The organism is Vibrio sp. 10N.222.55.B11, from assembly GCF_041473705.1.
Taxonomy (GTDB): Bacteria; Pseudomonadota; Gammaproteobacteria; order Enterobacterales; family Vibrionaceae; genus Vibrio; species Vibrio crassostreae_C.
Window position 1 is genome coordinate 1 of the sequence record NZ_JBFRST010000038.1, and the last position, 13,981, is coordinate 13,981.

12 protein-coding genes and 2 tRNA genes are annotated in these 13,981 nt (G+C 46.3%); 9 read left to right on the top strand and 5 right to left on the bottom strand.

What is annotated here, in order from left to right; translation table 11 throughout:
• Window positions 1-65 precede the first annotated feature (65 nt).
• The 3 genes from AB4503_RS13860 to orn all read right to left on the bottom strand — a co-directional run bounded on the left by AB4503_RS13860 (window position 66) and on the right by orn (window position 996).
• A tRNA-Gly gene (locus tag AB4503_RS13860) sits at window positions 66-141 on the bottom strand.
• A gap of 53 nt (window positions 142-194) precedes the next feature.
• Window positions 195-270 (bottom strand) — tRNA-Gly (locus tag AB4503_RS13865).
• Window positions 271-450: 180 nt separating this feature from the next.
• Window positions 451-996, bottom strand: a complete 546-nt coding sequence (orn, locus tag AB4503_RS13870; RefSeq protein WP_010434065.1) for an oligoribonuclease — start codon at window positions 994-996, stop codon at window positions 451-453.
• Between the two features lie 150 nt (window positions 997-1,146).
• On the opposite strand from orn, the gene rsgA reads away from it, so the two are divergent.
• The 5 genes from rsgA to AB4503_RS13895 all read left to right on the top strand — a co-directional run bounded on the left by rsgA (window position 1,147) and on the right by AB4503_RS13895 (window position 8,195).
• The gene (gene rsgA / locus AB4503_RS13875) at window positions 1,147-2,202 is read left to right on the top strand and encodes a small ribosomal subunit biogenesis GTPase RsgA (protein WP_017061306.1); all 1,056 of its coding nucleotides are present in this window, start codon (window positions 1,147-1,149) and stop codon (window positions 2,200-2,202) included.
• 125 nt (window positions 2,203-2,327) lie between these two features.
• Window positions 2,328-3,248, top strand: a complete 921-nt coding sequence (gene asd, locus AB4503_RS13880; RefSeq protein ID WP_372115121.1) for an archaetidylserine decarboxylase — start codon at window positions 2,328-2,330, stop codon at window positions 3,246-3,248.
• A 308-nt stretch (window positions 3,249-3,556) separates the two neighbouring features.
• Complete coding sequence (locus AB4503_RS13885) at window positions 3,557-4,972, top strand: DASS family sodium-coupled anion symporter (RefSeq protein WP_017061303.1); 1,416 nt, start codon at window positions 3,557-3,559, stop codon at window positions 4,970-4,972.
• A gap of 292 nt (window positions 4,973-5,264) precedes the next feature.
• Window positions 5,265-7,145, top strand: coding sequence for a methyl-accepting chemotaxis protein (locus AB4503_RS13890; RefSeq protein ID WP_372115123.1), 1,881 nt, complete (start codon window positions 5,265-5,267; stop codon window positions 7,143-7,145).
• 162 nt (window positions 7,146-7,307) lie between these two features.
• Window positions 7,308-8,195 carry a DMT family transporter gene (locus AB4503_RS13895; protein ID WP_017071213.1) on the top strand — a complete coding sequence of 296 codons (888 nt, stop codon included), beginning with the start codon at window positions 7,308-7,310 and terminating at the stop codon, window positions 8,193-8,195.
• A gap of 85 nt (window positions 8,196-8,280) precedes the next feature.
• On the opposite strand, the gene epmA is transcribed toward AB4503_RS13895, so the two are convergent.
• Window positions 8,281-9,252: an elongation factor P--(R)-beta-lysine ligase gene (gene epmA, locus AB4503_RS13900; protein WP_372115125.1), complete on the bottom strand. Its 972-nt coding sequence runs from the start codon at window positions 9,250-9,252 to the stop codon at window positions 8,281-8,283.
• A gap of 450 nt (window positions 9,253-9,702) precedes the next feature.
• On the opposite strand from epmA, the gene frdA reads away from it, so the two are divergent.
• From frdA to frdD, 4 genes are read left to right on the top strand one after another with little or no spacing between them, the layout of a single operon-like run.
• Entirely contained in the window at window positions 9,703-11,544 is a 1,842-nt protein-coding gene (gene frdA / locus AB4503_RS13905) for a fumarate reductase (quinol) flavoprotein subunit (RefSeq protein WP_372115126.1), read from the top strand.
• Complete coding sequence (locus AB4503_RS13910; protein WP_009847917.1) at window positions 11,544-12,308, top strand: succinate dehydrogenase/fumarate reductase iron-sulfur subunit; 765 nt, start codon at window positions 11,544-11,546, stop codon at window positions 12,306-12,308. Before frdA ends, AB4503_RS13910 begins: the two co-directional genes overlap by 1 nt.
• Before the next feature lies 1 nt (window position 12,309).
• The gene (frdC, locus tag AB4503_RS13915; protein ID WP_017061300.1) at window positions 12,310-12,693 is read left to right on the top strand and encodes a fumarate reductase subunit FrdC; all 384 of its coding nucleotides are present in this window, start codon (window positions 12,310-12,312) and stop codon (window positions 12,691-12,693) included.
• A gap of 12 nt (window positions 12,694-12,705) precedes the next feature.
• A complete protein-coding gene (gene frdD, locus AB4503_RS13920) occupies window positions 12,706-13,092 on the top strand; it encodes a fumarate reductase subunit FrdD (protein WP_372115128.1) in 387 nt (128 codons plus the stop codon).
• Between the two features lie 298 nt (window positions 13,093-13,390).
• On the opposite strand, the gene efp is transcribed toward frdD, so the two are convergent.
• Window positions 13,391-13,957 carry an elongation factor P gene (gene efp, locus AB4503_RS13925; protein ID WP_017067165.1) on the bottom strand — a complete coding sequence of 189 codons (567 nt, stop codon included), beginning with the start codon at window positions 13,955-13,957 and terminating at the stop codon, window positions 13,391-13,393.
• Between the last annotated feature and the right edge of the window lie 24 nt (window positions 13,958-13,981).

Here is a 13,981-nt window from a genome sequence, read left to right on the forward strand (position 1 = left end):
ATGCATTGTTTAAGACAATGAGACTAAACCATTTTCATTCTGAGCAAAGCTCTAAGAATAGAATTTGGAGCGATACATCGGGTTCGAACCGATGACCTCAACCTTGGCAAGGTTGCGCTCTACCAACTGAGCTAGTATCGCATTATAAAAGGTCTTTCACCTTTCGATTACCGCTTTCGCCGTAACCTACAAATTGGAGCGATACATCGGGTTCGAACCGATGACCTCAACCTTGGCAAGGTTGCGCTCTACCAACTGAGCTAGTATCGCAATCTGAAAACGTCTTTCTCCGTTCAGGGCTGCGAATTATAAGAGCATTTTTTTGTGATGCAAGTCCTTAATGCAAAATTACGAAACTTTTTACTCAACTGCTGCAAAAGCACACAGATTTGCAAAAAAAACGGCTCTTATGTCCCTGAAAAGTTAGATAAACGTGATCATTTTATTCGACTAGATGTTAATAATCGTTTTTCGGTAGTACTGCAGCTCGGCGATCGACTCTCGAATATCGTCTAACGCAAGGTGACTTCCCGACTTAGAAAAACCATCTAACACTTCAGGTTTCCAACGACGAGTCAGCTCTTTCAGAGTGCTTACGTCAACATAGCGGTAGTGGAAGTACTCTTCTAACTCTGGCATGTGCTTGTATAGGAAACGGCGGTCTTGACCAATGCTGTTGCCACAAATTGGTGACTTACCTTTTGGTACCCATTTTTCAAGAAACTCAATAGTTTGTTGGATGGCATCTTGCTCTGAAACCGTACTTTCTTGAATTCGCTTCACAAGGCCGCTGCCAGTGTGCGTCGTTGTGCACCACTCGTCCATCTTGTCCAATTCACTCTGAGGTTGGTGAATAGCCAAAACAGGTCCTTCAGCCAGGATGTTAAGCTCACTATCAGTAACGATAGTAGCAATTTCAATGATTTTATGAGTTTCAGGATCAAGTCCTGTCATCTCTAGATCAACCCAAATAAGGTTCTGATCGCTAAAGGACATAAGGCGTCGCCTATTTGTTTATGTGTAAAAGAGGTACTATACCCAAATAACTATACTCAAACTAGCTTTAGGACCATCGAAATCACGTGGTACCAGCAACATCCTGTTTGAGTCCCCAATCATCAAGTTAGATGTGTTAAGTGAAAAATTGTGGCTAAAAAAAAGAAGTTAACCAAAGGTCAAGTACGTCGTGTACGTAGCAACCAGAACAAGCGACTCAAGAAAGAAGATTCTATCCAATGGGATGAGAACATGCTTGGCGGAACCAAAAGCGGACTCGTGATTACGCGCTTTGGCCAACATGCTGATATCGAAGATCTTGAAACTAACGAAGTTCATCGTTGTAACTTACGCCGTAGTATCGAGACTTTAGTTTCTGGTGACCGAGTGACTTGGCGCGCAGGCTTAGAATCAATGGCCGGTATTTCTGGCGTTGTGGAAGCGGTTGAGCCGAGAACTTCAATGCTGACTCGCCCTGATTACTACGATGGCCTAAAGCCAGTAGCTGCGAACGTCGACCAAATGGTTATCGTATCGGCTGTGCTACCAGAGCTATCACTTAATATTATCGACCGTTACCTAATTGCTTCAGAAACGGTAAACATCGCGCCGCTTGTTGTACTGAACAAGGTCGATCTACTGACTGATGAGCAGATTGCTGAATACCGTGAAACACTTAAAGAGTACGAGAAGATCGGCTATAAAGTGATGTTCGTGAGTAAAGAGTCTGGCTACGGCATCAAAGAGCTGGAAGCTGAACTCAAAGACCGTATCAACATCTTTGTTGGTCAATCGGGTGTGGGTAAATCAAGCCTAGTGAATGCATTAATGCCTACGCTAGACATTGAAGAAGGCGAAGTCTCTGAGAACTCAGGTCTTGGTCAGCACACAACCACGGCAGCTCGTTTATACCACTTCCCTTCTGGTGGTGATCTGATTGATTCACCAGGAGTGCGTGAATTCGGCCTATGGCACCTAGAGGCCGACGAAATCACTGAAGCCTTTATCGAGTTCAAGCCTTACCTTGGCGGTTGTAAGTTCCGTGACTGTAAACACATTGATGACCCAGGCTGCATCCTGCGCGAAGCGGTAGAAAACGGAAAGATCAGTCGATTACGTTTCGACAACTACCACCGCATCATTGAAAGCATGGCGAGTAACAAAGATAACCGTCAGTATTCACGCAACAAAAAAGCCGATCTCTAATCGCGTTTTTGTGAACAAATGTGTGCATTTACTGACAATTGGCGCGAATTTAAGTAACATCTCGCGCCCTAAACCGTCATCGACAGATTTAATTGAAAAACAATTAGCATTGGAAAATTAATACAATGGATAAGATTAAAGTTGGATTGCAGTACTGGATTCCACAACATGGATTAACTCGCCTAATCGGCAAACTTGCGTCTGCTAAAGCGGGCGGCTTAACGACAGCGATCATCAACTGGTTCATCAAGCAATACAAAGTGAACATGGATGAAGCTCTGCATAGCGATCCAAAACACTTTAAAACATTCAATGAATTCTTCGTGCGTGAATTGAAAGAAGGCATGCGTCCTATCGCTGAAGGTGAGTCTGTTATTGTTCACCCTGCAGATGCACGTGTGAGCCAATTTGGCCCAATTACTGACGGTCAACTGATTCAAGCGAAAGGCCATAACTACTCAGCTCGCGAGCTATTGGGTGGTGATGCTGCGCTAGCGGATGAATTTAAAGACGGTGAATTCGCAACGCTTTACCTGTCTCCAAGTGATTACCACCGCGTGCACATGCCATGCGACGGCACACTGCGCCAGATGATCTACGTTCCAGGTGACCTTTTCTCAGTTAACCCGTTAACGGCAGAAAACGTTCCAAACCTATTCGCACGTAATGAGCGTGTCGTTTGTATCTTCGATACGGAATTTGGCCCAATGGCACAAGTGCTGGTTGGCGCAACGATCGTAGGTAGCATCGAGCAAGTATGGGCAGGTACCATCACCCCACCTCGTGGTAACTCGGTTTACAAATGGGATTACCCTGCACAAGGTGACAAAGCAATCATCTTGAAGAAAGGCGAAGAGATGGGCCGCTTTAAGCTTGGTTCAACCGTTATCAACCTGTTCGCTAAAGATGCGATCAAGTTTGACGACACTATGCAAAATGGCGAGAAAACGGTTCTTGGTACACCTTTCGCGCACATTGCTGGCAAAGAAGCGCAAGCAAATGACGATGTTGTTACCGATTCTGCTGAGAACACTGACCAAGCTTAACAATTTGAGTTAACTCATTTAAGCTTTCAAGGCGCGTTACTTTTTCTATTTCAGAGAAGAACGCGCCTTTTTCTTAACTCTACCGATTCATTTGCTACTCAAGCTCTAACAACTCAATCTTTCAAACCCTGCCCAGCCACCTGCTGCTTCTCACTCTTGTCTCTAATTGCCCAGATAAAAGATTGACCAAAAACAAAACAACTGTCGAAACCTTAAACAACTTTCCGATTTTACAACCCGTCTCCAAGTACCAGAAATCCAGATAACTTACTCTATTTGAAGATATTTTATTTATAGGGTCTTTGTGCATGCCTAAACTCAATGTTGGCGTTCTGGTCAAGCTGTTGATTTGTTTTGCGATTCCCTTAGGCGTGTTATTCATGCCGATAGATTCAATACCAATCGATGATCTCACGCTGATTCAACACCGCCTGTTGGCGATATTCTTATTAGCAGCCCTGCTGTGGGTGCTTGAACCTGTTCCGGTATTCGCCACTTCCATTTTGATCATTGCGCTTGAACTGGTGATGATATCTGACAAAGGTTTACACCTATTTAGAAATCCACCAGCGGGGCACGATCTCGGTGAGTTAATCAAATATACCGACATCTTCGGTGCATTTTCATCACCAATCATCATCCTTTTCATGGGTGGCTTTGCTCTTGCGATATCCGCATCCAAGTACGAACTCGATAACAACCTAGCTCGAGTGCTTCTCAAACCATTTGGTACAGAGCCGCGCTTCATTATGCTCGGCTTAATGCTGATCACCGCCGTGTTCTCAATGTTCATGTCAAATACCGCAACGACGGTAATGATGCTTGCGCTGCTCGGCCCTATCGTGGCATCTGCACCAAAAGGCGATATGGGTATCAAAGCGCTCGTGTTGTGTATTCCAATTGCTGCCAATACTGGCGGTATCGCAACCCCAATCGGTACACCGCCCAATGCCATCGCGCTGCAATACCTAACGGGTGAAAATACCATCGACTTCCTCAGCTGGATGATGATGGGCTTACCCTTTGTGATCATCCAACTCACCATCGCTTGGTTTCTTCTACAAAAACTCTTCCCTTCTAAAGAAAGAAACATGGTGCTCAAGCTTGATGGACAATTTAGAAAGAGCTGGCGAGCGATTGTGGTTTACATCACCTTCGCTGCGACAATCTTATTGTGGATGACCACCAAACTGCACGGCATGAACACCTATGTCGTGTCTATCATTCCACTGGCTGTGTTTACGCTCACTGGCATCATGGGCAAAGAAGAACTCAAGCTGATTAACTGGGATGTGTTGTGGCTGGTCGCAGGTGGTATTGCGATTGGTATTGGCTTAGATAAAACAGGCTTAGCCGCTGCACTCGCACACGCAATTGACTATGAATCGCTCTCACCTGCAGCTGTGGTACTGACATTGTCTATCGTGTGTTGGTTAATGGCGAACTTCATGTCAAACACTGCGACGGCCAACTTGCTGATGCCGATAGCCGCTGCAATTGGTGCTTCCATGGAAAGCCTAGTTGCGATTGGTGGTCTGCAAGGCTTGCTGGTTGTGGTCGCCTTCTCTGCGTCACTTGGCATGATTCTGCCAGTATCGACACCACCAAACTCACTGGCCTACTCGACCGGGCTTATCGAAAGCAAAGACATGGCGAAGATGGGCATCATCTTAGGTATTGTGGGCTTGCTGATGGTTTACCTCGCCCTGTTTATCATCACCTAGTAAGCGTTAACGCTCCCCTTTAATCCTAACTAAAGCGCTGAATGTAAATTTGGCGCTTTTTTCGATCTATACCACTCCACCTCAAGCAATTAACTGACATTTCAATCAATAGGTAACTGTGATATTACTTCACTGTTTTACAAAAAGCAGAGTAAATATATTTAGAATTTATGATTTTAAACACAGTCATTCAACTTAAGACAGCGGCACTATACGCCTATCATAGACACACCAATTCACCATCAAGTACGTCAACGTAGTTAGGTTTTGTCTAATCAGAGAGGAATGGACCTTGAGACATACTATTAAATTTAAAATTCAGATCGCAATTGCGGTCATTATTGCCGTCGTGAGTGGCGCTCAAGCCTGGATATCGGTTAATCAACTGACTCAAGAAACTGAAGTCGCGATCAACCAAGAAATGAGAAATGTCAGTGCTGGCACGACGAATTATATTGCCGATTGGCTCTCGACTCGCAGCGATATGATGCTTGCTAATGAACCGACCATTTCAAGCAACAGTAACTCTGACCGCGAGTTGCTAATCACCAAACAAGCTGGACAATTCTTGTCTGTTTATGCCGGATTCAGCGACGGCACTATCGCGTATGGCGACAAAGGTGAAGATTGGCCAGCAGGCTACGACCCACGCACCCGCCCTTGGTATAAAGATGCCAACGCAACATCAGACCTCGTCATTACTGAACCTTATCAAGACTTTGACGGCAGCATTGTCATCAGCTTTGCAAAAGCATTCAACGGTGAAAGACAAGGTGTCCTCGCGGCAGACCTAACTGTAACCAGCATTATCGACACCGTACTCAACGTGAAACTGGATAACGATGGCTTTGCGTTTTTAGTTGACGGTAACAACAACATCGTTGCCTACAGTGATGAAGAGCTAAGTCAGAAACCACTGACCAGTTTGAATCCGGAACTAACAGCCAACAAAGTGTCACAACTGATCCAAGGCCAAATGATCACTACGCTAACTTGGCCTGGCCAAGAGGATAAAATGGTCTACATTGCCAATGTCCCGAATACCGATTGGTCACTGGGTATTGTTATCGATAAGGAAATGGCGTTTTCCGCAGTATCTGACGCGATTCAGTTCATCGCTCTTACTTCTTTGATTTTGTATATCGTCATTTCGATTGCGAGCACAGTGGTGATCAACCGCCTGCTTTCCCCACTACAAACCTTGTCTGACGCACTGACTCAGCTGGCTCAAGGCAGAGGTGACCTCACTCAACGCATTGATATCACACGCATGGATGAGATCGGTAAGCTTGCCGAACTTGTGAACCAGTTCTTAAGCCAGATGCAAAGCATGCTGAAAGGCGTTATTGAGCACAGCCATGATTTAAATAATCACGCAGAAAAAGCCAATCAACTGGCGACCCAATCATCCATTCGAGTTGAGAATCAGCAAAACGATATCAATCAAATAGCGACCGCGATTCATGAGATGTCAGCGACCGCAGCAGAGGTGGCGAGTCATGCAGAATTAACCGCATCCGCTTCTCAAGCTTCGGCGACCGCGTGTAACGATGGCCAAGAGGTTATTCAACAAAACCGCGATGCGATTACTGGTCTTGCAACTCAAGTGGAAGACGCTGCCAATGTTATCCGAGAGCTGGAAAACAACGCGCAAAGCATCAACCAGATCCTGTCCACCATTCAAGGCATTGCCGAACAAACCAATCTATTGGCATTAAATGCTGCAATTGAAGCGGCTCGTGCAGGTGAACAAGGTCGTGGGTTTGCGGTTGTCGCCGATGAAGTGCGAGTGCTTAGCCAAAGAACGCATGGCTCGACCGAAGAAATCCGCGTGATGATTGATACGTTACAGAAGAATACCGAACATGCCGTTGAAAGCATGACCACCAGCACCCAACTGGCAGAGAACAGCGTTGGCTTCGCAGAGCAAGCTCATGGCAGCCTCTCTAAAATCACCCAAGCGATCACTGAAATCAACGATATGGCGCTGCAAATAGCGAGTGCTGCAGAAGAGCAACGCGCAGTAAGCGAAGACATCAGTCGTAATACGCAAGGAATCAAGGATGCCTCCGACGATCTTGCACAACAAGCTGAAAGCAGCCGCAATAGCTCAAATGAAATGAGTAACGCTGCCGAGTCGATGCGCCGAGATGTGGAGCGCTTTAAGGTATAACTCATCTCAAGCAACATAAGTTAAACCTCACCATCGAGCGGCCGGTGACGTAAACCGATAACTGAAACAAAGTGACTCTTTTCACAAGAATCACTTTGTTCTCAGTCCGGTTTAATGCATATTGATGAGCTAATTTATCCCAGACACAAGGATGTTATTCAGATGGGATTCGAATGGTTGGCTCTTGCTGCCGCTTTTCTTTGGGCTATCGCGAGCCTGATGTCAGTAAAGCCTGCTCAACACTTAGGTTCTTTCGCCTATAGCCGTTGGCGCATGGGTTGCACTGCTATCATCTTATCGAGCATGGCTTGGTTTACTGGTGGCTGGTCAACGGTCGAAGCAGACCTCGTCACGCCGATGATGCTGTCTGGGCTAATTGGCATCTTCATTGGTGATACCGCCCTATTTGCTTGTTTGAACAGAATGGGACCGCGCCAAGCAGGTTTGCTGTTCTCTTGTCACGCCGTGTTCTCGGCAATTCTTGGTTACTTCCTATTTAGCGAAAGCATGACTTCGGTGGAGCTGATTGGCTCGGCTTTGGTGTTTAGCGGCGTTTTAACCGCGATATTCTTTGGTCGTCGAGGACAAGCCAACAACCAACTCGAAACCATCAAGGGCACCGTGTGGATTGGTGTAGCTCTCGGAATCACTGCCGCTATTTGCCAAGCCTTGGGCGGTATTATTGCAAAACCCGTGATGCAAACCAGCATAGACCCTGTTGCCGCTTCAGCGATTCGTATGATTACCGCTTTTGTTGCTCACTCCGCATTTCGTCTAACTGGCGCTAAGCTCTCACGCGCAATCAACCCGATGAATGGTCAAATATTTGCGATTACCGCAGTGAACGGATTTTTAGCGATGGCGGTGGGAATGACGCTGATCTTGTATGCACTGCAAGAAGGAAATGTCGGCATGGTTGCTCTGTTGTCTTCAACCACACCTATCATGTTGTTACCAATACTTTGGCTGTACACCAAACAGAGACCAAATGCCTACGCTTGGATCGGTGCCATTGTTGCCGTAGTGGGTACTGGTATTCTAGTCAGCTAGCTAGTGAAGTTAATTGGCAGCTGATTGGAAACTGAGAGTGAATAGCTAATGACTATTCACTCTCAGTAAAAACAAAAGCAAAAAGTTAAGAACGTGGGAAAGGAAAAGCCGTCACGTCATCGATGTGGTCATAACCTAACGCCAGCATGATCAGACGATCAATACCTAAAGCAACACCCGCACAGTCTGGTAAGCCCACTTTTAATGCCTCAATCAAGTGATGGTCAATCGGTTGAGGCGATAAGCCCATCTCAATACGTTTGGCATTGTCATCTTCAAAGCGCTTGAGCTGCTCTTGTGGCTTATCTAATTCATGGAAGCCGTTTGCCAATTCAATCCCTTTAAAGTACACCTCAAAGCGATCCGCCACTCGCGAGTCATTCGGGTTAATCTTGGCTAATGCCGCTTGTGAAGCCGGAAAGTCATAAACAAACGCAGGGACTTGTTGCCCTATTTTGGCTTCAACCCCAATACTAAACAGCAACTGCAGCAAGGTATCACGATCTTCTTCAGGGTCAGCTATATCGCTGAGCCCAAGTTTTGCTGCGGCTTGCTTTAGCGTAGCCATCGAATCTTCCAGGGGACACACACCTAACACGTCAATAAAGGCTTGTTGGTAAGTCATTCGCTCTGCTGAGCCCGATTTAAGTACCTGCTGTAACAGCAAATCCATTTCATCCATCAGGTCATGGTGATCAAAGCCAACGCGATACCACTCCAACATGGTGAACTCAGGGTTGTGGTAACGGCCATTTTCTTCGTTACGGAAAGACTTACAAATTTGGTAAATACAGCCACTGCCCGCCGCTAATAGACGTTTCATATGAAACTCAGGGCTAGTCATAAAGAACAGAGGCTGACCGTGCGCATAACCCGGCCCTACGAATTCAGTTTTGAAAGTATGCAAATGCACGTCCGTCACCGTGGCGTGGCTCATCGCAGGCGTATCCACTTCCATCACGTTTCGCTCAGCAAAGAACTGACGGATTTGATTAAGGATATCAGCACGTTGCTTTAACTGCTTAATGGTTGCGGCTGGTTGCCATGTTGAGTGCATTATTAAGTTCCATATTACTGAATTCTAGGCGACGGAAATTACCACCTTTCGCCTCTTTTGTAAGCTTCTATCTTTCTATAGATGGAAGCAAAATGTTGCTTTAATGAAGCCAGAAAATTACGTTCTACAATACAATTATCAATACAGCTTTCACATCCACATTGATAACAAAAATCATACTCAACAAGCCGTTAACACAAGTCTTGTGGGTTAATCGTTATCAACGATTCATTGCCGTGATTGCAGTCACATAACCTATAATTTCTATGCCTCCATATGCACTACCGACCTAAAAACCCAAATGCATCAACTTTTCGAATACCTTCCTCTCTTACACTGAACCTACCACTTAAGGCTTAGGGGTGATAAACGGTTGATGCCGTTTAAGTACTCTCTAAATGCTTTTTATAATAACAAGCGGAATACTCCGCATCACACTGGAGAATAACTGTGAAGACAATTACCACAGATATCGCAGTCATCGGCGCAGGCGGCGCTGGTCTTCGTACAGCAATTGCAGCAGCTGAAGCTAATCCTGAACTGGAAGTAGCACTGATTTCTAAAGTTTACCCAATGCGTTCGCACACGGTGGCAGCAGAAGGCGGTTCAGCAGCGGTAATTAAAGACGAAGATAGCCTAGATAACCACTTCAACGATACTGTTGGCGGTGGCGACTGGCTATGTGAACAGGATGTTGTTGAATACTTTGTTGAAAACTCGACTCGCGAAATGATCCAAATGGAACAATGGGGCTGCCCATGGAGTCGTAAAGAAAACGGTGAAGTAAACGTACGCCGATTCGGCGGTATGAAGGTAGAGAGAACGTGGTTCGCAGCGGATAAAACCGGCTTCCACATGCTTCATACTCTGTTCCAGACTTCGATGAAGTACGACACAATCAAACGATTTGATGAGTACTTTGTGGTGGACCTTCTCGTAGAAAACCAGAGCGGCGTTGAAGATGGCGAAGTACAAGGCCTAATCGCGATTCACATGTCTGAAGGTGAGCTTGTTACCATCAAAGCAAAATCTGTTGTTCTAGCAACCGGCGGCGCAGGTCGTGTTTACCACTGTAATACCAACGGCGGCATCGTAACCGGCGACGGTATGGCAATGGCTTATCGCCACGGTGTACCACTGCGTGATATGGAGTTCGTTCAATACCACCCAACAGGCCTACCGGGCACTGGCATCTTGATGACCGAAGGTTGTCGTGGTGAAGGCGGTATCATCGTCAACAAGAACGGCTACCGTTACCTGCAAGATTACGGCATGGGCCCTGAAACTCCAGTGGGCGAGCCGAAAAACAAATACATGGAACTGGGTCCACGTGACAAAGTTTCTCAAGCATTCTGGCACGAGCAGCAGAAAGGCAACACCATCAAGCACCCACTTGGTGATGTCGTGCACCTTGACCTTCGCCACCTTGGTGAAGAGTACCTGCAAGAGCGTCTACCGTTCATCTGTGAGCTTGCAAAAGCGTACGTAAACGTAGACCCAGCAAAAGAGCCGATCCCGATTCGCCCGACCGTTCACTACACCATGGGTGGTATTGAAACTAACGGTACCTGTGAAACTCGTATTAAAGGCCTATTCGCCGTTGGTGAATGTGCTTCAGTTGGCCTACACGGTGCAAACCGCCTAGGTTCTAACTCACTGGCTGAGTTCGTGGTATTTGGCCGCGTTGCTGGTGAAGAAGCGGTGAAACGCGCTGCTGAATTCAAAGGCTGGAACGAAGAGTCTATCGCTAAGCAAGTGAAAGCGGTTGAAGATCGCATCGCAGGTCTACTAAACCAAGAAGGCGACGAGAACTGGGCTGATATCCGTACTGAAATGGGTCACACCATGGAAGCGGGTTGTGGTATCTACCGTCAAGAAGACTTGATGCAAAAGACCATCGACAAAATCACTGAACTGAAAGCTCGCTACAAGAAGATCAGCATTAAAGACAAAGGCAAAGTGTTCAACACTGACCTACTTTACGCTATCGAGGTGGGTTACGGCCTTGAAGTTGCAGAAGCGATGGTCCACTCAGCGATTCTTCGTAAAGAGTCTCGCGGTGCACACCAACGTCTAGACGACAACTGCACAGAACGTGATGACGTGAACTTCCTGAAACACTCTCTATCTTTCTACAACGAAGATGCAGCACCAACCATCGACTACAGCGGCGTTAAGATTACTAAATCTCAACCTAAAGCTCGTCTGTACGGTGAAGCTGCAGAGAAAGCCGCTGCCGCTGAAAAAGCAGCAGAAGAGAATGCGAAGAAGAGCGAAGAGGAGCAAGCATAATGTCAGCGAATCGAATCCAAAAAATTGAAATCCTGCGTTATGACCCTGAGCACGATGCAGAACCTCACTTTCAAACCTTTGAAGTTCCGTTTGATGAAACCATGTCGGTACTTGATGCGATTGGTTACATCAAAGATAACCTAGATAAAGACCTGTCTTACCGTTGGTCTTGTCGTATGGCGATTTGTGGTTCTTGCGGCATCATGGTTGATGGCGTGCCAAAACTGGCATGTAAGAGCTTCTTACGTGATTACCCGAATGGCTTCAAGATTGAGCCTTTGGCTAACTTCCCAATCGAAAAAGATTTGATTGTCGACATGACGCCGTTCATCGAGCGCCTTGAAGCGATCAAGCCTTACATCATTGGTAACGACCGTAAGCCAGAAGACGGCACGAACATCCAAACTCCAGAGCAAATGGCGAAATACAAACAGTTCGCTGGCTGCATCAACTGTGGTTTGTGTTACGCAGCATGTCCTCAGTTTGGTCTAAACCCTGAGTTCATCGGCCCTGCGGCACTTGCTCTTGCTCACCGATACAACCTAGATAGCCGTGACAATGGTAAAGCTGAGCGCATGAAGCTTATCAATGGCGACAACGGCGCTTGGGGCTGTACGTTTGTAGGTTACTGTTCTGACGTTTGTCCGAAGAAAGTAGACCCAGCGGCTGCAGTAAACCAAGGTAAAGTTGAGTCTTCAATGGACTTCGTTATCTCGATGTTCAAGCCAGACGGATCGCAAGTAAAAACAGCAGAGGAGGCATAATATGAGCAATCGTAAGCCTTATGTTCGTGAGATGAAGAGAACGTGGTGGAGCAACCATCCGTTCTACCGCTTCTACATGCTACGTGAAGCGACTGTACTGCCTTTGATTCTATTCACTCTGTTCCTAACCTTCGGTTTGGGTGCACTAGTGAAAGGGCCTGAAGCTTGGGCTGGTTGGTTGAGCTTTATGGCTAACCCTATCGTCGTTGGTATCAACATCGTGGCACTGCTAGGCAGCTTGCTGCACGCTCAAACCTTCTTCAGCATGATGCCTCAAGTAATGCCAATCCGTCTTAAAGGCAAATTGGTTGATAAAAAAATCATCGTACTGACCCAGTGGGCAGCGGTGGCTTTTATTTCTTTAATCGTTCTTGTTGTGGTGTAAGGAGCTTTCGTTATGAACACAAATTACAAAGTAACACCTGTTAACCACAACCCACAACGCTCTGATGAGCCAATCTGGTGGGGCCTATTTGGCGCTGGCGGTACTTGGTTCGCGATGATCACACCAATCACGATTCTAGTGTTAGGTATCTTAGTGCCAATGGGCATCATTGATGCTGACGCAATGAGCTACGAGCGTGTGTCTGAATTCGCCACCAGCATTATCGGTGCGCTATTCATCATCGGTACGCTGGCACTGCCAATGTGGCATGCAATGCACCGTCTTCACCACGGCATGCACGACCTTAAGTTCCATGTCGGCGTTGCGGGTAAAGTGGGTTGCTACTTCATTGCAGGCCTAATCAGCGCGTTGTCTGTTATTTTCATCTTTATGATCTAAAAGCAGATACGGGATTCGAGTAATCGAGTATCGAAGAGCTTAAGAGCAGAAAAACGAAAGCAGAGCTAGGTTATCCAGCTCTGCTTTTTTGTTATTTGTTGAATATCTTATCTCTCTGACTCGGCTCTGATCTTCCTGCTTTTCGTATCTCGCATCTCGTTCACACATATCTGCTCTTCCAGCTCTTCGTATCTCGCATCCCGAATCTCGTTTACGCGTGTCTGCTCTTCTGCTTTTCCCCGATCTCCAGATACAAAAAAGGCCGCCTAAGCGACCTTTTTCAGATACTTGAAGTCAATTACTTCACACGACCAACGTATTCGCCAGTACGAGTATCAACTTTAACAACTTCACCGATAGCGATGAATAGAGGTACGCGAACTACCGCGCCTGTTGCTAGAGTTGCAGGCTTACCGCCAGTACCTTGTGTGTCGCCCTTAAGGCCAGGATCGGTTTCTGTTACTGCGATCTCAACAAAGTTTGGTGGAGTTACTGTGATAGGGTTATCATTCCACAACGTTAGAGTACATACGTCGTTTTCAACTAACCATTTAGAAGTCTCGCCTACTGCTTTTGCATCAGCAGCGATTTGCTCGAATGTTTCGTTGTTCATGAAGTGGTAGAATTCGCCATCGCTGTATAGGTAGCCTAATTCAACGTCTACAACGTCCGCTAGTTCTACTGTATCGCCTGACTTAAATGTTTTCTCTAACACTTTGCCTGACAGCAGTTTACGAAGTTTAACACGGTTAAACGCTTGGCCTTTACCTGGCTTAACGTATTCATTTTCGATAATTGAGCAAGGCTCGTTATCCATCATGAATTTTAAACCGCCTTTGAATTCATTGGTGCTTACTGACGCCATGATTTTCTCTTCCACATCTTTGAG